At 56.5% G+C, this 19,449-nt stretch carries 15 protein-coding genes and 1 pseudogene; 9 read left to right on the forward strand and 7 right to left on the reverse strand.

Translation table 11 applies throughout. The features are described from left to right. Positions 1 to 15 precede the first annotated feature (15 nt). The 8 genes and pseudogenes from ABUK73_RS18665 to ABUK73_RS18700 all read left to right on the forward strand — a co-directional run. Positions 16 to 1,398 (forward strand): MmgE/PrpD family protein, encoded by a 1,383-nt coding sequence (locus ABUK73_RS18665; protein ID WP_353578599.1) that lies wholly within the window; start codon positions 16 to 18, stop codon positions 1,396 to 1,398. Positions 1,399 to 1,883: 485 nt separating this feature from the next. Continuing rightward, entirely contained in the window at positions 1,884 to 2,942 is a 1,059-nt protein-coding gene (locus ABUK73_RS18670) for a LacI family DNA-binding transcriptional regulator (protein WP_353578600.1), read from the forward strand. Positions 2,943 to 2,947: 5 nt separating this feature from the next. Then, positions 2,948 to 4,549: an FAD-dependent oxidoreductase gene (locus tag ABUK73_RS18675; RefSeq protein ID WP_353578617.1), complete on the forward strand. Its 1,602-nt coding sequence runs from the start codon at positions 2,948 to 2,950 to the stop codon at positions 4,547 to 4,549. Between the two features lie 49 nt (positions 4,550 to 4,598). After that, positions 4,599 to 5,861 (forward strand): ABC transporter substrate-binding protein, encoded by a 1,263-nt coding sequence (locus tag ABUK73_RS18680; protein WP_353578601.1) that lies wholly within the window; start codon positions 4,599 to 4,601, stop codon positions 5,859 to 5,861. Positions 5,862 to 5,871: 10 nt separating this feature from the next. After that, on the forward strand, positions 5,872 to 6,807 hold the full coding sequence (locus ABUK73_RS18685) for a carbohydrate ABC transporter permease (protein WP_113089551.1): 936 nt from the start codon (positions 5,872 to 5,874) through the stop codon (positions 6,805 to 6,807). After that, the gene (locus ABUK73_RS18690) at positions 6,797 to 7,639 is read left to right on the forward strand and encodes a carbohydrate ABC transporter permease (RefSeq protein ID WP_113089550.1); all 843 of its coding nucleotides are present in this window, start codon (positions 6,797 to 6,799) and stop codon (positions 7,637 to 7,639) included. The genes ABUK73_RS18685 and ABUK73_RS18690 overlap by 11 nt, the downstream gene beginning before the upstream one ends. Before the next feature lie 16 nt (positions 7,640 to 7,655). Continuing rightward, on the forward strand, positions 7,656 to 8,708 hold the full coding sequence (locus ABUK73_RS18695) for an ABC transporter ATP-binding protein (protein ID WP_353578602.1): 1,053 nt from the start codon (positions 7,656 to 7,658) through the stop codon (positions 8,706 to 8,708). A gap of 168 nt (positions 8,709 to 8,876) precedes the next feature. Next, a pseudogene (locus tag ABUK73_RS18700) lies at positions 8,877 to 8,966 on the forward strand (transposase); the annotation flags it as partial. A 578-nt stretch (positions 8,967 to 9,544) separates the two neighbouring features. Here ABUK73_RS18700 and ABUK73_RS18705 read toward each other — a convergent pair. The 5 genes from ABUK73_RS18705 to ABUK73_RS18725 form a co-directional block, all read right to left on the reverse strand. Continuing rightward, positions 9,545 to 9,919, reverse strand: coding sequence for a response regulator (locus tag ABUK73_RS18705; protein ID WP_113089548.1), 375 nt, complete (start codon positions 9,917 to 9,919; stop codon positions 9,545 to 9,547). Positions 9,920 to 9,921: 2 nt separating this feature from the next. After that, positions 9,922 to 12,234 (reverse strand): GAF domain-containing protein, encoded by a 2,313-nt coding sequence (locus tag ABUK73_RS18710; protein WP_353578603.1) that lies wholly within the window; start codon positions 12,232 to 12,234, stop codon positions 9,922 to 9,924. Between the two features lie 33 nt (positions 12,235 to 12,267). Further along, positions 12,268 to 12,693 (reverse strand): response regulator, encoded by a 426-nt coding sequence (locus tag ABUK73_RS18715; protein WP_113089546.1) that lies wholly within the window; start codon positions 12,691 to 12,693, stop codon positions 12,268 to 12,270. Between the two features lie 11 nt (positions 12,694 to 12,704). After that, on the reverse strand, positions 12,705 to 13,814 hold the full coding sequence (locus tag ABUK73_RS18720) for a PAS domain-containing protein (RefSeq protein ID WP_113089564.1): 1,110 nt from the start codon (positions 13,812 to 13,814) through the stop codon (positions 12,705 to 12,707). Between the two features lie 393 nt (positions 13,815 to 14,207). Continuing rightward, positions 14,208 to 15,779: a catalase gene (locus ABUK73_RS18725; RefSeq protein WP_353578604.1), complete on the reverse strand. Its 1,572-nt coding sequence runs from the start codon at positions 15,777 to 15,779 to the stop codon at positions 14,208 to 14,210. Between the two features lie 422 nt (positions 15,780 to 16,201). Here ABUK73_RS18725 and ABUK73_RS18730 point away from each other — a divergent pair, with 422 nt between their 5' ends. Further along, a complete protein-coding gene (locus ABUK73_RS18730) occupies positions 16,202 to 17,182 on the forward strand; it encodes a 3'-5' exonuclease (RefSeq protein WP_353578605.1) in 981 nt (326 codons plus the stop codon). Here the strand turns inward: ABUK73_RS18730 and ABUK73_RS18735 are convergent. Both ABUK73_RS18735 and ABUK73_RS18740 read right to left on the reverse strand, forming a co-directional pair. After that, the gene (locus ABUK73_RS18735) at positions 17,103 to 17,540 is read right to left on the reverse strand and encodes a response regulator (protein ID WP_353578606.1); all 438 of its coding nucleotides are present in this window, start codon (positions 17,538 to 17,540) and stop codon (positions 17,103 to 17,105) included. The genes ABUK73_RS18730 and ABUK73_RS18735 overlap by 80 nt on opposite strands. Before the next feature lie 173 nt (positions 17,541 to 17,713). Further along, positions 17,714 to 19,162, reverse strand: coding sequence for a PAS domain-containing protein (locus ABUK73_RS18740; RefSeq protein ID WP_353578607.1), 1,449 nt, complete (start codon positions 19,160 to 19,162; stop codon positions 17,714 to 17,716). Positions 19,163 to 19,449 lie beyond the last annotated feature (287 nt).

A 19,449-nucleotide genomic window follows, 5' to 3' on the forward strand; every position in this document is an offset into this window, starting at 1 on the left:
CAGGGACACTAGGCAATGGCAACAGTGTTGGAAAAAATCGCAACGCATGTGGTTTCAAGAAAGCGTTTCTCTGAACATGCCTGCACGCTTGCACAACAAGCTATCGTGGATACGATCGGCTGCATGATCGCCGGAGTAACCGATCCGGCACCTCGCTCTGTCGTGGCAGCATTTTCCAAAGACATTGGTTCAAACGGTGCTTCAGCTTTATTCACCGGTGGAAGGGCATCACCTTCTATCACAGCCTTGATCAATGGGACCGCTGCCCATTGTCTGGATTTCGACGACAATTTCCACCCGGCACGCGCCCATGCGTCCGCCGTTCTCGTGCCTGCCTTGCTGGCCATCGCTTCTGCGAACAGCGCTATCTCTGGTAATCAGCTCATCCGTGCCTATCTCGCTGGTCTCGAAGCGCAGGCCGCGGTTGGGTTCGGCGTTAACCCGTCCCATTACAACAGGGGCTGGCACGGCACATCTACCGTTGGCTGCATTGGTGCAGCAGCAGGTGTCGCCGTGCTTCTTGGTCTTGACGACGCGCATGTCGCACAGGCGATGAGTATCGCGGTCAGCCTTGCTTCAGGTCCTAAAGGTCAGTTCGGAACATCCGTAAAACCGCTTCACGCGGGTATTGCCGCGCGTAACGCGGTTGAGGCAACATGTCTTGCACAGGCGGGAATGACTGGACGACTGGATATTCTAGAGCGAGTCCAAGGCTTTCTGGATTTGTTTGGAGGTGCTGAGGCAACTGGATGGGATGCGCTTTGCCTGGACGAATCCCACATCATTGAAACCCGTGGGTTGGTAACGAAACTTCACCCGTGTTGTGCTTCCACACATCGGGTCATTGATGCTGCGCTTGATTTGCAGATGGAGCATGGATTCTCGCTTGATGACGTGCAACGCATAGAAACGAAAGTGGGGCGGTCTGCCGTTGACAATCTGGCCTATCCCGATCCAGCCGATGAGATGCAGGCGCGGTTCTCAATGCCGTATTGTCTCGCAGCCGCACTGAATCAGGGCAGGCTTTCTCTCGCGGACTTCACGCGCGAGGCAATTTTCAGATCGGATATCCGGCGTCATATGTCGAAGGTAACTATGAGCGCCTACAGCGCTGAAAAGGAGCGGGGTGTTGACCGAATCGCTCATCAGGTGACCGTCACATTGGTGGATGGTCGAGCGCTGTGGAGAGAGCGTCTCCATGCCAGAGGTTCATTAGCAGACCCTATTGCAGAGACGCAGCGGAAGTCGAAATTTATTGATTGCTTAAACTGGGCGGGGAGGGCTGACGACGGTTTGTATACTGCCTTGGCCTCTCTGGGTAGAGCTCACTCCGTGGAGAATGCGCTGAGGCAATTTCAAGGGGATGGCGGCAATCTCGAAAGAAAACGAATAGTTTGAAATCACCAGACTTGGCTAAAATATCCACGCTTGATCCGATAATCAGAAATTCGGTTTTCGTAGCAGTAACTGTATTTCCGATGAGGGGCCAAATTAGTATTGGGTTGAAGGTTCGATCCCGCTCAAGAGCGCGAGTTGGAGGTTTTCACCGACGATCAACAGGTAATAGCTTGCTACCATGAGCTCGGATTTCAGGAGCTCTCACGCCGTCCTCACGAGATGACGGCTACGCTTTCGAAAATGCGCATCTGCGCGTGATCGGCTAGCGTGATAGGGGGGCGAGAACCGCCACAATGCAAAGCCGGCGTCTTTTGAGCGCATCTCTATCGAATTTCAAGCCACCCTTTCACCCCAAGTCGCGGTTGCTCGGTGCTGTGCTTGGTTGCGTCATTGATTTTTTGCTTGACACTAAGGGCCTGTGAACTGCTAATGCGCATTACCAGCTAATACGCATTAGCAAACTATTGCCTTTTGGAAACGGGACCGTGGCAGCAACCAAGCGTCTGACCCAGAACGATATCGCGAAGCTCGCCGGCGTCAGCCAGGCCACCGTTTCGCTCGTGTTGAATGGTGCGCCGACGGCGATCGCCCGCATTCCGGCGGAAACCCGGGAGCGTGTGCAGACGGTCATCCGCACGACCGGCTATGTCGCAGATCCGATCGCCCGTCGCATGGCCAAGGGTCTCAACCGGATCCTCGGCGTTTTCACTTACGAACCGGCTTTTCCGAGCGCCCAGGCCGACTTCTTCACGCCCTTCCTGCTCGGCATCGAGGAAGAGGCGCAGCAGCAGAACTACGACCTGCTGCTTTTGACCAGCGCCGGCGTCGGCAATAACCGCAAGATCTTTTCCGAAGGCAACCGGCTGCGCATTGCGGACGGTTGCCTTGTGCTCGGGCGCGAATTCGATCGCGCAGAACTTGCCCGACTGGTGGCCGAGGATTACCCGTTCGTGGCGATTGGCCGACGTGAGGACGCTGGCGGACCCGTTCCTTACGTCGGCGGCGACTATGCGTCCGGCACCCGCGCGCTGGTCGAGAAGGCCTGCTCGCTCGGCCATTCGAAACTGGCCTATGTCGGGCCGCAGGGCCCGGCGGAATCCGTTGCCGACCGCTGGCTCGGATACCAGGTGGCGCTGTCGGCCACCGGTGCGCAACAGGCGTTGCATGTCGCCAGCGTCAATCGTCCCGCCGACGAGATCCTCGATGCGATCCTCTTCTCGGGCGCAACGGCTGCCTTCTTCATAGAACTGGCGGACGCTGTACGGGTCGAGATTTTGGCGCGCGAGCGTGGGATTTCGGTGCCTCGCGAACTGTCGATGATCGTGCTCGGCAGTCACATCCGCGCTGGACGCAGCGCGGTGCGCTTCACCTCCTACGAGATTCCCCGTGAGGAGATGGGCCGACAGGCGACCGCTATGCTGGTGACCCGCATCGAGACAGGCGGCATCGGCACTCAGATCCTTCTTCCCTGCGAGCCCGTCGAGGGAGAGACACTGGGACCCTGTCCTTCAGATCCAGCACAAAAAACGGATGGTATAACGTGAAAGAGATGCGAGCAGATATTCTTGTCGTGGGTGGCGGTCTTGGTGGGGTTGCGGCAGCACTCGGTGCTGCGCGCGCCGGCAAACGCGTCATCATGACGGAGGAATATGACTGGATCGGCGGTCAGCTCACCAGTCAGGCCGTGCCGTCCGACGAGCATACATGGGTCGAGCAATTCGGCATCACCCGCTCTTATCGCAAGCTGCGTCAGGGCGTACGTCAGTATTACCGCGATCACTATCCGCTCACCGAAGGTGCCCGCGCCTGGGGCGACCTCAATCCCGGTGCCGGCTGGGTCAGCCGCATCTGTGCCGAGCCGCGCGTCAGCCTTGCTGTCATGGAAAGCATGCTCGCATCTTATCGCGGCGCTGACCGCCTGAAGGTGCTGCAACCCTATCGGCCTGTGGCAGCCGACGTTGACGGCGATACCGTCCGTTCGATTACCGTCCGTCACCGCGACAGCGGCGCCGAGATCGTGATTTCCGCCGACTACATCCTCGATGCCACCGAGCTTGGCGATCTCTTGCCGATGACCGGTGCCGAATATGCCAAGGGGTTCGAGGCACAATCGGATACCGGCGAGCCGAGCGCGGGGGCGCAGGCGCAGCCGGACAATGTCCAAGCCGTGTCGATCTGCTTTGCCATCGACCATGTCGACGGCGACCGGACGATCGACAAGCCGGAAAACTACGACTACTGGAAACAGTATCAGCCGCATTTCTGGGGTGGCCCGATGCTGGGTCTAACCGCCCCACATCCGCGCACGCTGGAGCACACGACCCGCTCCTTCACGCCCAACCCCGATGATGATCCGCTTCTCGTCGATGCCGACCAGCGCAAGGGTGGCGGTGACGAGAATCTCTGGATCTTCCGGCGCATCGCTGCCCGCAAGAATTTTTCACCCGGATTCTACAAGTCCGACATCTGCCTCGTGAACTGGCCAATGATCGACTACATGGACGGCACCATCATCGACGTTTCCAAAGCGGAAAAGGCACGACACCTGAAGTCGGCCGCCGACCTGTCCTATTCGGTCTTCTACTGGCTGCAGACGGAAGCGCCGCGCCTCGATGGCGGACAGGGTTATCGTGGCCTGCGGCTGCGTGGCGACATCACCGGCACCCAGCACGGCCTTGCCATGGCGCCGTATGTGCGTGAGAGCCGGCGCATCAAGCCGGTCACCCGCATCGTCGAGCAGGATCTGTCCTTCACGGTGCGCGGCGAAAAGGGTGCGGTGCGTTACCGCGACAGCATCGGCATAGGCATGTACCGGATCGACCTGCACCCCTCGACTGGTGGCGACAACTATGTCGACGTGCCGTCCTGCCCGTTCGAAATCCCGCTCGGCGCACTTCTGCCGCAACGGATGAAAAACCTAATCCCGGCCGGCAAAAACATCGGCACGACCCATATCACTAACGGTTGCTACCGCCTTCATCCGGTCGAATGGAATATCGGCGAGGTTGCAGGAATGCTCGCCGCCTTCAGTCTCGAAAAGGGCCTGACGCCTCATCAGGTGCAGGCCGACGACAAGCACCTTCACGATTTCCAGGCAGCACTGACCCGCGAGGGGATCGAGATCCGCTGGCCCGAGGTCGCGGCCTATTAAGCCACACTACCATCTGTAGCTCGAACCCATCTTTGGAGGAGGACTGGGAATGCCCTATCACCTGACGTTGAAATCGACTGCCTTCGCGCTCGGCCTTCTGGGACTGGGCGGCATTTCCCAGGCTCAGGACGCCGTGAACCTGCGGATGACCATCTGGAGTGCCAACGAAGCACATCTGAAGCTGTTCAACGAGATCGCCGGCGGCTTCAAGAAAGAGCACCCGAACGTCACGGTGGCCTACGAGTCGCTGCCGTTCGATACCTACACGACGGCTCTGACTACCCAGATTGCCGGTGGCAACGCCCCCGACATGGCCTGGATCTTTGAGACTTCGGCTTACGACTTCGTCAAGTCCGGAGCGCTCTATCCGCTGACCGACACGCTGAAGGCGGCCAAAGGCTATAATCTCGAGGAAGTCAGCGCCGGTGCGACCGAACGCTGGACGCAGGATGGCGCGCTCTATGCCTATCCCTTCTCCACTTCGCCATTTGCGATGTTCGTCAACAACGACGTCATCAAGGCCGCCGGTGCCAAGACCCCGGCCGAGATGATCGCAAGCGGCGAATGGACCTGGGATAACGCCATCGCCACGGCCTCGACCGTCGGCAAATCCGGCAAGGGCGGCCTGGTCGTGCGCGATTTCAACTACCAGAACTGGCAGTACCTGACGTCGGTCTGGAATGGCTGGGGCGCGTTGCCCTGGAGCGAGGACGGCAAGACCTGCAGCATGGCCGACAAGCCGATGGCGGACGCCCTGTCCGTCATTCACGACGCCATCTTCACGAAGAAGGCGATGCCCGGCCCCGGAGAGACCGTCGACTTCTTCGCCGGCAATGCGGCGATGACCATCACGCAGATCAGCCGCGCTTCTTTGCTGCCCAAGGACAAGCCGTTCTCCTGGGATCTCGTGCCGCTGCCGAAGGGCCCGGCCGGGGAGTATGCGCTGATCGGCCAGGCCGGCATCGGCGTCATGCAGTCAGGCAAGAACGCCAAGACGGCGGCGGAGTTCGTTGCCTACATGACCAACGCGGAAAACTCGGCGAAACTCAGCCAGTTCTTTCCGTCGGCGCGCAAGTCGCTGCTGAATGCCGAGGTGCTGAAGAAGACAAATCCGCTGCTCAGCCAAGAGCAGATCGAAAAGGTCGTGATCAACGGCATCGCCACCGGCAAGGTCATGCCCGGTCATAGCGGCTTTGCCCAGATTCAGCAGATGGTGCGCTCAAACCTCGATGCCGTCTGGCGCCCGGAAGCGGACGTTCCCGGCACGCTGCAGAAAATCTGCGGCCAGATCGGCCCGCTCTTGAAGCGCTGAGGAGATCGCCATGGCTGTCGCGCAGCATCATCACAAAACGTCCAAGACCGGCGCACCGCCGCCGTTCTGGACGATCGCGCGGCGCGACAGCCTCGCCGGCTTCCTGTTCATCGCGCCGCAACTGATCGGCATCATCACCTTCGTGCTGGTGCCACTCGGCCTGGTGTTCTGGTATTCGCTGCATGAGTGGAACGTGCTCGCCAACACGTTCACCTTCACCGGCAGCCAGAACTACCGGATGGTGCTTGAAGATACCAACCTGCTCGAGGTGCTTGGTGCCACGGCCATTTTCTCGGTCGGTCTCGTCGTGCTCAACATGTCGCTGGCGCTGCTGCTCGCCGTCCTGCTCAACCAGAAGCTCGCCGGCATCGCCGTCTTCCGCACGCTGTTCTTCTCGCCGGTCGTGGTCTCGCTGGTCGCCTGGACGATCGTCTGGAGTTTCCTCCTGCAAAAGAACGGCGGCATCAACGGCATGCTGCTGATGGTCGGCATCGAGGGCCCGAACTGGCTGCGCGAGGAGGTGACCTCGATGATCTCGGTCATCGTCGTGCAGGTGTTCAAGAATGTCGGGCTCAACATGATCCTGTTTCTCGCAGCCCTGCAGGGCGTGCCGAAGGAGCTGTACGAAGCGGCCCGCATCGATGGTGCGCCTGCGTTCAAGCAGTTCCGGCGGATCACCCTGCCGCTGATCAGCCCGACCATCCTCCTGACCTCGATCATCACCATCGTCGGTTCGCTGCAGGTGTTCGCGCAGATCGCGGTCCTGACCCAGGGCGGCCCCGGCCTCTCGACCACTGTGCTGGTCTATTACCTCTACCAGCAGGCCTTCCAGTTCCACTATTTCGGCTACGGCGCGACGCTCTCCATCCTGCTTTTCGTCATCGTCGCCGTCCTGACCTTCGCCCAGTGGCAGATGCGCAAGAGGATCGTGTTCTATGAAAACTGACCTTTCGGCGCGCATGCGGGTGGCGCTATACGGCCTGATGTGCGTTCTGCTTATTCCGTTCGTCTTTCCGACCTGGTGGATGGTCACCTCGTCGATCAAGCCGATCAGCGACATTTTTGCCTTTCCGCCGCAGTTGATCCCGCAGAACTACGACTGGACGACATACTCGAAAGTCTTTGAACTGCAGCCTTTCGTCCAGCAGTACTGGAATTCGGCCTATATCGCCGCTGTCGTCACCATCGGTACGATGGTTGTGTCGTCGATGGCCGGCTACGCCTTCGCGCGGATCAGATTTCCCTACGCAGATACGATCTTCATGATCGTCCTGCTCGGCCTCCTGATCCCTTCGGAGGTGACAATTGTGCCACTCTTCCAAATGTTCCTGAAGGCCGGCATGGTCAACACCCATTGGCCGCTGATCCTGGTGCCGATCTTCGGCGCACCGAGCGTGTTCGCCACCTTCGTGATGCGGCAGTTCTTCGTGACGCTGCCGACCGAACTGGAGGAGGCAGCCCGCGTCGATGGTCTCGGCCGTTTCAAGATCTTCCGCAAGATCGCGCTGCCGCTGGCAAAGCCGGCGCTCGCCTCGGTCGCGATTTTCACCTTCCTGCACTCGTGGAACCTGTTTCTGGAACCGATTGTGTTCCTGTCTAGTGCCGACAAGTTCACGCTGCCGCAGGCACTGACGCAATACACCGATGCATATGGGGGGCCGATGTGGAACATCCAACTCGCCGCTGCCACGCTGACAGCGCTGCCCGTCCTCATCGTCTTCATTATCGCTCAGAAGCAGTTCGTCGAAGGACTGGCGCACACCGGCCTGAAGGGCTAAACAACGGGATCCCATTATGGCTCAGGTCACTCTTTCCGATATCCGCAAGAGCTATGGCTCCGTCAACGTCATCCATGGTGTCGATCTCGGCATCAACGACGGAGAGTTCGTTGTGCTGGTCGGTCCGTCCGGCTGCGGCAAGTCCACCCTGCTGCGGATGATCGCTGGGCTCGAAACCATCACCGGCGGCACGCTCGATATCGGCGGTCGCATCGTCAACGATCTCGATCCGAAGGATCGCGATATAGCGATGGTGTTCCAGAGCTACGCGCTCTATCCGCACATGACGGTGGCCACCAATATGGGCTTTTCGCTGGAGCATCGCGGCGGGAGCAAGGCCGAGATCACGGAGCGGGTGAACTGGGCGGCAGGAATTCTCGGCCTCGAAGCCCTGCTAGACCGCTACCCGCGCCAACTGTCCGGCGGACAGCGCCAGCGTGTGGCGATGGGGAGGGCGATCGTTCGCAATCCGCAGGTCTTTCTCTTCGATGAGCCGCTGTCGAATCTCGACGCCAAACTGCGCGTGGTCATGCGCGGCGAGATCAAGTCGCTACACCAGAAGCTGAAGACCACGACCGTCTACGTGACCCACGACCAGGTCGAGGCGATGACCATGGCCGACCGGATCGTCGTTCTGAACGGCGGAAGGGTGGAGCAGATCGGCGCACCGCTCAATCTCTACGATCGCCCCGCCAACCGTTTCGTTGCCGGCTTCATCGGCTCGCCTTCAATGAATTTCCTCGAAGGAACGATAACCTCGCATGGCTTCGCCACGGCCGGTGCTACCCTGCCATTGCCGGATTCGGCCCAAAGCCACGTCGGCCGCCCGGTAATCTTCGGCATCCGGCCCGAACATCTCCAGCTGGATCCGGCGGGAGTCCCGGCCGAGGTATTGCTTGTCGAGCCCATGGGCGCCGAGACGCAGGTCACGATGAGGCTTGGCAACACTCAGGTCATCGGCGTGTTTCGCGAGCGTGTCGCGCTGTCTCCGGGTTCCGTCATCACCGTGATGCCAGACGCTGCGGCCATCCATCTGTTCAATGCGGATGGCGGCCAGCGGCTCGAATAGGTCAGCGGACATAACGACAATTGAGAGAAGGACAGCAGTCTGAGTTCACATTCGCGAACAAGGGTGACGCGGGCAGACGTCGCACTTCAAGGCAGAGCCGCGCCTTTTGACCTTGCCCCGCAGGACTAATTCATTTCGAAATAAGTTCGTGCGCATTGGGAGCATCAGATAACTAAGCGCAACCGTTTCACGGTCCAACAGATTAACGGCATAATGAGGGAACACGAGGCAGGCACGCGGGTCTCTGAATTCTGCCGATATGTTGCACGTTTCCGGTTCTCCGGAAGGTGTCTATGGTTCGAGTCAATTCAAGGCGAGTGCATTGCTATCACACTTTTAACGGCACGTGGTTTTACGCCAATATAGTTTGTTTATAGAAGAAAAAGCTAGCAACTCGGAGCACTGGTTGCGTGGTCAGCCAAGCGAACCAGACGATCAAAAGCGAGTTCCGGTTCTGTGCCAACTAGGCCGGATTTGCTTACCGCCGTCAGCCGCGCCTCTTCACTCTAAGGTCTGCGAAAGGCGGGCGGCTGAGGAGGTTTGTGCCCTGTCGGACACAACAATTCGATCAGCGATGCTGCCCTTGACGGTACACTATCAGTCATTTTTATCCGGACACGATTGCCAGCCGATAAAATCGGTTGGGCCGCGTAGCGTTCGACCGCCTTGGCGATCGTCGTATTGGGCAAATCGGGGATCTTTAATCGTCGACAACACCGCACCGCGCTCGGCATGATGCGCGTTTTTCTATGACTATGAGCATAGGGAATGTTTGCCAGCGAGCTTTTGATGGTTTCCAGGTATTCGTCCGCATCCCCAACGCAGGTGCACTGGACCTATCCAAGCATCTGCCGTATCGTCTCGACAATAGCCTCTTCCCGGTAAGGCTTCGCAAAAAATACAGTTTCGGCTGGGATTTGATCTGCAGGATCCACGATGTGTCCTGAAACCACGATCACCTTGATCGGCGGCCATCTGTCACGAATAATAGCCGCAAGGCGCATACCATCGACGCCGCGCGGCATATCCACATCGGTGAACACGACACGGATGTCAGTCCGTACCTCCAAAATGGCCACAGCCTCTGTCGCATCTGCCGCAGCAACCGCTTCATATCCTGCTGCTTCTACCAGATCGACAGCAGCCAAACGCAACAGCGGCTCGTCTTCCACCACCAGAATAATCCCGACGTTTCTTTGAACGTTAGCCATTTTCAAGATTGCCTCAACTGCGAAACCAGTGCCTGCATCGTCACGCGCAATCCATCCGGACTGTAATCCACCTCGACCCCACCTGTTCCCATCAAGCCGAGACGTATCAGTTTCGATCCAAACCCTTTTCCGGACGGTGCAGCCACAGGGGGCCCTTTACTCTCGTTCCAACGAAGAAGTAGCGCAGACTCTCCATTTGCTTCTTCAGTTTTCCAACTGACGGTGACAGCGCCAGACTCGTTAGACCAAGCTCCATACTTCAAAGCGTTGGTGCCAAGTTCGTGCATCAGAAGGGCCAAGGATAGCGCAGAGCGCGGTCCAAGCTCCAAGTCTGGACCTGATATGGAATACCGTTCGGGCAAAGACAGCTGACTGAGAACGGAATCAATAACTGCCACCATACGCGCCGACGACCAGTCTTGGCCTAGTAACACCTCGTGTGCCTTGGACAGAGCATGGAGACGGTTGGTAAAAGCATCGACCGGTCCTCGATCAGTAACGGGCCGCAGAGTTTGGGTCGCAATTGCCTGAACCATCGCCATCGTGTTCTTCAAGCGATGACTGATTTCGTGGTTTAGAACTTGTTGTTCTTGCTCTGCGCGGATTCGAGAAATCGCCTCTCGCGTCCGATCAGCAATGGTGCGCACAAAATCGCGCTCGTCCATTGTGAAGTCATGGGGCTTATCATAATGAACGAACATAACTCCAACAAACGCGCCGCGCTCGATAATTGGGACATTTACGAGTACTGAGATCCCGATCGAATGAAACAGCTCCGCTGACGCCGATGTCCGAGGGTCTTTTGCAACGTCCGGAATAATGACCATTTCGCCGCGCTTGAGGTTCTCGATGTACGACCCATAGTCCCGGAATTGGTGCAGACCTGTAACGGTAGATACACCATGCGCACACCAATCTGGCAGCATCTCCACGGTTTCGGCAATTGGGTCTACGACGCCGTAGCCTGCTCTCGTAGCGCCCGTCAGGTTGCGCGCCATAAGTTCGGCCGCCACAAATGCAACATGGGCAACGTCGTCGAGTTCGCGTATTTTATCTCCGAGCTCGAGAAATGCCATTTGCCGGTCTTCGGCGAGTTTTTGCGAGGTTGCATTCCGTGCCACTTTGATGAACCCCGACATCGGTGAAGCACCACGGTTTGAAAACGGTCGGACTGTTCCATCAAGGAAAACCATCGATCCGTCAGCGCCTTGGTGCCATCGCCGATCTACTGCCACGCCTTCAACTGCGGCCTTACGCAGTTCTGCTGCAGGGATGTTTGCTGCGCGATCTTCGGTAGTGAAGATCTCTGCGAAAGGCCGCCCGAGCATCTCGGCTTCCGACCAACCGAAGGTTTCCTGCGCACCACCAAACCAACTGCTGATCCGTTGTTCATCATCTAATGTCAGGATTATATAGTCTTTCGCGCCTTCAACAATGAGCCGTAGCTTAGTCTCGCTATCCTGAAGTGCCTCGACCGCGTGCATGCGGTCAGTTACCTCCACGAAGATGATAACAAATCTGTCATTGCCGGTCGCTTGCACATATCCATCGAACCAGCGACCAAGCGAGCCGACTTTTCGCGTGAACCGCTTATTCTGGCCGCTTTCTACCACGTCAGAAACGTCGGATATCCACTCGTTCTCAAAACTTGGAAAAATCTCACGCATCGTCCTGCCCGATACGTTTTGATCAGGGTAGCATACCAGTTCGCTCCAGGCAGGGTTAACTGTTTCATATCGCCAATCGATGATCTTGCCGTCTGCATCCCGAACCACCGAGCCTATGACGATGCCTTCTTCCAGCTGCTCAAAAAGGGAACTCCACCGGCGCTCGGACAAAAAGGTGGCAATCTGGTTCGAGACCAGCTTGCCGATCCGTCCGAGCAGCTCAAGTTCGTCGTTAGTCCAGGTCCTCGGTTTGCCATCGATCGCAGCCAGTGCCCCAATCACTAGACCGCCCGGCATTGTAACTGGTACTCCCATGTAGGAGATCACTCCGAGATCAGTGATAGCCAAATTGTCTCTTACAAGATCATGGATCGTCGCGTCACCAATCATCAGAGGCTGCTCGTCGCGGACGACGTGTTGACAGAAAGAATGCGTCAGAGGGGTTTCGGCCGCCTCGGCCCATTTTTCCGGCAATCCCAGATGTGCTATGAAAACTTGGCGATCTTTATCAAGAATAGAAACCAGCGCCACGGGACAGTTTAGCCCTGCCTTCACGACCTCGATGATGTCCTGAAATTCCGACTGGATAGGAGCATCTAGTAGACCTGAATTTTGAACAGCGCCGATGCGCTCCGATGTTGAACTCACTTGGTTTCCTTAACCGCGCGGACGCGGAGTTGATCACGCGGCAAGAGAGGCGAGGACAGCGGGTGAAAGAACAAGGCTTGGCGGCGGAACGGGCGACATCGGGGTTCCCTCGACGATGCTTTGGAGAAATTGCATGGCGTTTTGCAACCCGTTCATCGTGTAAGGCTTCTCGATTGCGCCAATTGCTCCGGCGAAGTCTTCGGGAATGCGTTTGAGGTTACCAGACACGAAAACGAAGGGTATTGTTCTAGCGGTAAGGTAACGACCCACATCGATACCCGTTGGACCATCAAGCAATTGGATATCAACAAACGCAAAATGAGGTGAAGTGCTGCCAATGAGATCGATTGCTTCCCGGCTATCAGCAGCTGTCCCGACAACAAGATGGCCGGCGTCCTCCACTTCGCTTTCCAGTTCCATAGCTAGCAGGACTTCGTCCTCGACAATTAAGATATTCAAGGATAATCCTCTTATTCTTTCACGGAAAGCGTGACGCTGACGTCAGTGCGGCGACCGCTAACCTCACGGTCGATCTTTGCACGAAGTTGCAGGAGACACGCCTCAAGCATCTTCTGGCCGAACTCGGCCTCTTCTTTGTCAACATCCACTGGGAAAATGATATCAACCAAGCGGATCAAAAAGTGCCCGTTAAGCCGCCTGATCTCCAGGTGAATCTCGCCGCCACCATCACCCAGCCCTCTGCGGATGGCGTCGCCGACGAGCTCATTGATGATGAGAGCCAACGGAGATGCCTTGGTCGCCGGGACGACCACCTCATGCAGATCCGTCGTCAGCCGTATGTCGGAGCGCTTGAGCGCACTTATCTTGTCTAGAATTAATGTATTTGCGAAATCGGCGACGTCGAAATAGCCGACTTCTTCGTCGTTCAATAGCTTACGCTGGACGGTACTGAGCGCTTCGACTCGATTGAGCACTGACATCAGTGTCCGCTCCACGACCTCATTTTCCGTCATTCGCGCCTGAAGTTTCACGATCGATGCTATAGTCAGGAGATTGTTTTTCACCCTATGGTCGACCTCGTGCATCAAGGTCGTCTTGGCGCGAAGGGCGTCTGTTAAATCCACTGTGCTCATCGCCACTGCTTCCTCGGCGATATGACGTGCCCGTGCGAGCTCCGCTTCCTTGCTTTTGATATTCGTAAAGTCGAGTTGCGATGCAAAGAAATAGATCACGGTTCCCGAAACATCGCGAACTGGACTGACAAAAAGAGCATTCCAGAACTCTGATCCGTCCTTTTTGTAATTGAGAATGTCAATCGAGAGATCCTTCTCCGCCGCAATAGCGTTGCGGAGCTCCTGCACCGCCTCCGGATCGGTATCTTGCCCCTGAAGGATGCGGCAGTTCTTGCCAATCAACTCCTCGTCGGAGTAGCCGGTTAGTCTGCAGAATGCCGTGTTACAGAAGATGATAGGATTGTCTGACTGACGCGGATCAGTAATGATCATGGGCATACGGGTGGCTTTGAATGCCGCCGCGAATGGATCTTCAGCAGCGTGCCCATCAACCAGGCGATTTCCGGCGTCTCTGGCGTCCTGCCGGGTATTGGTGTCATCTGTCATGAGGGGTCCTGATTTTGCGGCATACAATAATGCGGGCTTAAAATTTTGGTTCCACATCGCAAATAGCCCGCGTTGAAAATCTGTCCTCATATGGCGATCCAATTGGACGACGAGGCCTCTTTCAAGATTGGCACGACTGTTTAAATATTGTCCAAGCTCATAGTCACAAGTGCGCAGATCACTAGATGCCATCACATCAACATCATCACGCCGAACGCCAATCATGACGTTTGTTGTCAGCGCAAATTTTCAAGTGAAAAATAGGTAGTTTTCGAATAACGGATCGCCGCTATGCTTACTTTTCAGTACCGCTTCTCTGGAAATACTGTGGGAAGCGGTACTGACGACCATCAAGTTGGAAACAGTTTTGCGGGCATCACCTCGCTTTTCCAATCAGGCTTTTTTTATGTCACCCTTGGCAACCGACGATGTCGGGGGAATACCTTGATATCCTGATATTGATTCAGCGCTTGCCATCCCTGGAGCGGCCGAAGTGCCTCCGAGCAAATCGCGAGTTGCTTTCTCAATCCGATCACCAACATCTTTGTCGACATTGCGCCAGTAATTGAACGCGCGTTCCAAGATTGGCTCGCTCACCCCGTCCGCGAGATGGCCCGAGACATTTTTGACCAAACGTTCCCGTTGCGCATCGTCCATTACCTCGCGCACGAGCGCGCCCGGCTGGCTCCAGTCGTCATCATCTTCTCGCAATGTATAAGCTGCCCGCACCATTTCGCCATCTGCGAACCAAGTCGCCTCTCCTCCCGTTTCCGGCTGTGCCCCAGGGCCACCATAGGAATTAGGAGCATAGACCGGATCAAGGGCATTCACCGTCCTGCCGCGTCCTGCGCGGGAATAAGAATGCACTTCCGCCGCCTTCGCCTGATTGACGGGAATTTGCTTATAATTCACTCCAAGTCGAGCACGGTGTGCGTCAGCGTAAGAAAAACCGCGTGCTAGAAGCATCTTGTCTGGGCTGAGCCCGATGCCAGGAACCATGTTGTTTGGTTCGAATGCCAGCTGCTCGATCTGGGTGTCCCAATCCACCGGATTCGTGTCGAGAGTAAGCTTGCCTACCTCCATCAGCGGGTAATCTTCGTGCGGCCATGTCTTGGTGAGATCGAACGGATTGATCCGGTATGTTTTTGCATCGTCAAACGGCATCACCTGAAACTTTAGGGTCCAACTTGGGAATTCGCCTTTGGCAATGTGATCGAACAGGTCGCGGCGGTGGTAATCTCCGTCCTGCCCGGCCATCGTGTCAGCCGCGTCTTGCGTTAGATGCGCGTTGCCGTCGCCCAGATCGGTGTGGAAGTGCCACTTGACCCAATACTTGTCGCCCCCATCGTTTATGAGCATATATGTGTGGCTTCCATAGCCGTTCATCTCGCGCCAGTTTCTTGGTACGCCACGATCACCCATAAGATATGTGACCTGATGCGCACTTTCTGGGCTCAGCGTCCAAAAGTCCCACTGCATGTCATGGTCGCGCAGTCCGTTGTCGGCCCGGCGCTTTTGGCTTCGGATGAAATGCTGGAACTTCATGGGGTCGCGAATGAAGAAAATCGGCGTGTTGTTGCCGACCATGTCGAAGTTACCGTCCTCTGTGTAGAACTTCACCGAAAAACCACGCGGGTCTCTCCAGGTGTCGGGACTTCCACGCTCACCCGCTACGGTAGAGAAGCGAACTGCTGTCTCCACCTTTGCTCCGGGTTGAAGAAATTTTGCTTTGGTGAATTTTCTGACGTCGTTCGTCACTTCGAAATGGCCGAAAGCGCCGCTACCTTTGGCATGGGGTTGCCTTTCGGGAATTCGCTCACGATTGAAATTCGCCATCTGCTCAATGAGATAGTGATCGTTCAGGACGATGGGGCCATTTGGTCCTATTGTCAGTGAATGCTCATCGCTTTGTACAGGTATGCCTGCATCGGTTGTTGTGCGGGGAGCGGATTTGTTCTCGTCCATAAGCGTGCCCTCGAAGTTTTAATTGGGGTAGCACAACAAACGGCAGGGTGGGCGCTAGGTTCCACTTCGCACAGTGGAAGCGACCGCAGCTGATCAAGCCAGGATCAGATGGCACGTGATGTTTCAAGTGGTCTCCCGCACTAAAAGCTGCTGATCCCAGTTTCCGGTTTTTCCGCCAAGGCGTTTTAAGTTTCAAAGTGATCGCGGGTAATGCGAACCGAATTGGCAAATCCTACTACAGTTGACGTCCCTTTTAATGGTGAACGGGTCAGTCCAAAATTTCAAAGAGCTTTCGCGGCATAGGCTCGAATTTGACGCTATTCGCTAGCGTGGCTGGATCGCATCCTCAACAAACAAGGTTGATCTGCTGGTGGTACCGTGTTTGAAGGGAGAAAATTGGCGAGGGGGCTACGACAGCGCGAATGGCGGAACAATTCGATATGTTTTCGGAGCAGGCTCCGCGGGATCAAGTGGTCACGCGAGATGCCTCCAAATCCGCCAAGGTCGAAAAGCATGCCATCCCGATGAGTGAAGAGGAGATGGTCCGTCATCTGTCGGACACCGGCCGCTATCGGATTCTGCAGAAACTGACACCACGCGCGGTTTCACGATTTGCACGTCCGGAGTACCCCCTCAAGGGCATCATTCTCGATACCGAGACCACGGGCCTCAATGCCCAAAAAGATGAAATAATAGAGATCGGCGTGATCGCTTTCACGTTCGATGCGACTGGAAACATCGGTGATGTGACAGGCATCTACGGTGGGCTTCAACAGCCGAGCATTTCCATCCCGCCTGAGATCACCAAGCTTACCGGGATCACAGATGATATGGTAGCCGCGCAGTCAATCGATATCGCTGCGTTGAAGGGCCTGATTGAACCGGCCGATCTGTTGATCGCTCACAATGCCGGTTTCGACCGGCCATTCTGCGAGGCATTTTCTCACCTGTTTTCTGGCAAGGCCTGGGCTTGCTCCAACTCGGAGATTGACTGGTCGTCGCGGGGATATGAAGGCACCAAGCTCGGATATCTGATCGCGCACGCGGGCTACTTCCACGATGGTCATCGCGCTGTCGATGATTGTTTCGCGCTTTTGGAGGTCTTGTCTCGTGAGGTAGAAGGGTCCGCTTTCACAGCTTTCGCTGAACTCTATGAAGCAAGCCAGAGGGCGTGTGTTCGCGTTTTTGCGGAGAACAGTCCCTACGACATGAAAGACCACCTCAAGGCGCGAGGCTATCGCTGGTCCGACGGAAGCGATGGGCGACCCATGTCTTGGTGGATCGAAGTTGGAGAAGAATCGATCGACGCTGAACTGCGTTACCTCAGAGATGAAATTTACCGCCATCCGGACGTAGATCCACCAACCAGACTTCTTTCTGCATTCGACCGGTTTCGGGCTTGATATCGCCTTGCTGGACCATGCCTTGAGCGCAGGACAACCTGGGGCCTCGTCGCTTATCAGACGTGAGCAAGGTCCACAACCAAGTCATCGAAACGACGTCGATGACCTTGTTGACCGCCTTTGCAGGTAACCTTCGCCGAGCGAGGTGGAAACCGTTCAGCTCGCCCGGTGGCATCTGCACATCCGTAAACAGAAGCTGAATGTCTTCGCCGTGTTTCTGGAGGACCAACAATGCCTCCTCGGCGTTCGCCGCTCCCAGCACCCTGAAGCCAGCGTCTTCCAGGATATCCATCGCGTGCATTCTGATGAGGCCATCATCATCGACTACGAGAGCGTACGGTGTGTTTTCGTTGGACACGCAAGTGGATCCTTTTGATCCCTTCGCAGACACACCGCGACGTCTTCAAGTTCGATCCATTCTCGACAGCCGATTGATTAAACACCAAGTCCGTGGAGCGGGAACCAGCCGAATCCAGTCTTATATGCCGAAGCAGATTTCCCGGTGCTTTAAACAGCTATCGCTCGTTTTGTTCAGTCCAGCGGCACTCTCGATACGAACGACATGCCGGAAGGATCATACGATACTCGCGCCCTACCGCCTGCTTCGCTCGCCAGAAGGCGTTGAATCAACTGCGTCCCGAAGCTTGTCCGAGCTGGTGCAACGACGGGCGGCCCATCGCGTTCGCGCCAGCTCACTGTTAGTTCACGGCCTGTGGCAATCGTGTTGATCGACCACTGAATTTCGACCACGCCACTCTCGTTCGACAGTGCGCCGTACTTGGCGGCATTTGTCGCCAGTTCGTGCATGACGAGCGCATAGGCTGGCATTAGATTGGATGGCAACTCGACCTCTGCGCCAACAATTGAAAACCGCGAATGGTCCTCGACACCGAACGGTGCGAGCGTGCGCATGACAAGGGCTCGAAGCGATGCCCTGCCGAAATCCTCATTGACAAGAAGATCGTTGGCAGTGGCCATCGCATGTATTCTCGCCGCCAGGGTCGCTCCGGCGTCGTCCAGGGAGGCGGCTCGCCTGATCGTCTGCGAAACGATCGCTTGCAGCGACGCGAGCGTGTTCTTCAGACGGTGGCTCAACTCCCGAGCCAGAAGGGCACGATGACCCTGCGCTTGCCGTCTTGCTGTGATATCCTGCGTGATTCCTGTGATGGATAACGGCGCGCCGTCTTGTGCGTAACTCGCTTGGCCCCTGATCTGAACCCATTTAAGCTCCCCTCCAGGCGTGACCAGTCGATACTCGGCTTCAAGGAGGGATCTGTCTTTCACAGCTTGATCGATCGCCTCGATCTGCAGGAGGCGATCTTCGGGATGGATCGTTTCCCGTAGGTCATCCAGCGTAAGGGGTTCGTTGGGTGTTCGACCACATATGGATTTGCATTCTGCCGAGGCGGTTAGCTCACACGTGACAAAGTCGATGGTCCATATGCCAAGTTTTCCAGCCTCAAGGGCCAAGCGCAGACTTTGTTCGCTCGCGTCCAGTTCGGCGGTGCGCTCCGCGACTTCTTTCTCAAGGTCGGCTTTGCGCCGCTCGATCGCTGCCAGTTCTTCGAGCTCGAGTGTCACATCCTGCTGAGACGCAACGAAGAAGGTGACAGCTCCGTCTCCGAATACGGGTGAGACAAGCAACCTGTTCCAGAAGCTGCTTCCGTTTTTGCGATAGTTGAGAAGATCGACCTCGATTTCTTCGTTAGCGGTGATGGCATTCCTCAGGCGGTCGACGGATGCCAGGTCAGTCGCATTACCCTGCAGAAAGCGACAATTGCGGCCAAGGATTTCGTTTTCAGCGTATCCGCTCATCGCGATGAATACGGCGTTGGCGTAAACGATGGGGTTGTCCGTAAGCCTGGGATTGGTGACAACCATCGGCGTCCGCGTCGCATTTACTATGGCAACGAACGGACCAGCGTCGGCTAGGGGTTGTTTGAGTTCGTCTGCGGAAACTTGGTTTTCCTTAATATCCATACAGACGCCTTCGAGCACAGGTTTTTTTCACCTTTTAAATCGACCCCGAAAGCAAGTCCAGAAGGTAGGGCAGCCGACAGCCGTCATCATTTCGTGTTGGGACTTCCAGGATTTCGGACCTGCCATTACGAGACGCACCGTTTTTTAGCTGTTAAGTTCGGGCTTTGCGTCCCTCAACAAGCACAGGACATGGACGATGTTTACTCACGTTGAACCGCCCCGGATTTACCGGAGACCCCAACTCGTGAGAAGTAGGGTCTATGACAAGCAAGACGACGAACAAATTC

Origin of the sequence: Agrobacterium vacciniicorymbosi (assembly GCF_040427045.1) — a bacterium.
Classification (GTDB): domain Bacteria; phylum Pseudomonadota; class Alphaproteobacteria; order Rhizobiales; family Rhizobiaceae; genus Agrobacterium.

What these genes read in the sequence shown, in the direction of transcription:
- ABUK73_RS18665 (WP_353578599.1), top strand. Translation starts at nt 16, where the DNA reads ATGGCAACAGTGTTGGAAAAAATCGCAACGCATGTGGTTTCAAGAAAG.
- ABUK73_RS18675 (WP_353578617.1), top strand. Translation starts at nt 2,948, where the DNA reads ATGCGAGCAGATATTCTTGTCGTGGGTGGCGGTCTTGGTGGGGTTGCG.
- ABUK73_RS18680 (WP_353578601.1), top strand. Translation starts at nt 4,599, where the DNA reads ATGCCCTATCACCTGACGTTGAAATCGACTGCCTTCGCGCTCGGCCTT.
- ABUK73_RS18685 (WP_113089551.1), top strand. Translation starts at nt 5,872, where the DNA reads ATGGCTGTCGCGCAGCATCATCACAAAACGTCCAAGACCGGCGCACCG.
- ABUK73_RS18690 (WP_113089550.1), top strand. Translation starts at nt 6,797, where the DNA reads ATGAAAACTGACCTTTCGGCGCGCATGCGGGTGGCGCTATACGGCCTG.
- ABUK73_RS18695 (WP_353578602.1), top strand. Translation starts at nt 7,656, where the DNA reads ATGGCTCAGGTCACTCTTTCCGATATCCGCAAGAGCTATGGCTCCGTC.
- ABUK73_RS18705 (WP_113089548.1), bottom strand. Translation starts at nt 9,919, where the DNA reads ATGGCTAACGTTCAAAGAAACGTCGGGATTATTCTGGTGGTGGAAGAC.
- ABUK73_RS18720 (WP_113089564.1), bottom strand. Translation starts at nt 13,814, where the DNA reads ATGACAGATGACACCAATACCCGGCAGGACGCCAGAGACGCCGGAAAT.
- ABUK73_RS18725 (WP_353578604.1), bottom strand. Translation starts at nt 15,779, where the DNA reads ATGGACGAGAACAAATCCGCTCCCCGCACAACAACCGATGCAGGCATA.
- ABUK73_RS18730 (WP_353578605.1), top strand. Translation starts at nt 16,202, where the DNA reads ATGGCGGAACAATTCGATATGTTTTCGGAGCAGGCTCCGCGGGATCAA.
- ABUK73_RS18740 (WP_353578607.1), bottom strand. Translation starts at nt 19,162, where the DNA reads ATGGATATTAAGGAAAACCAAGTTTCCGCAGACGAACTCAAACAACCC.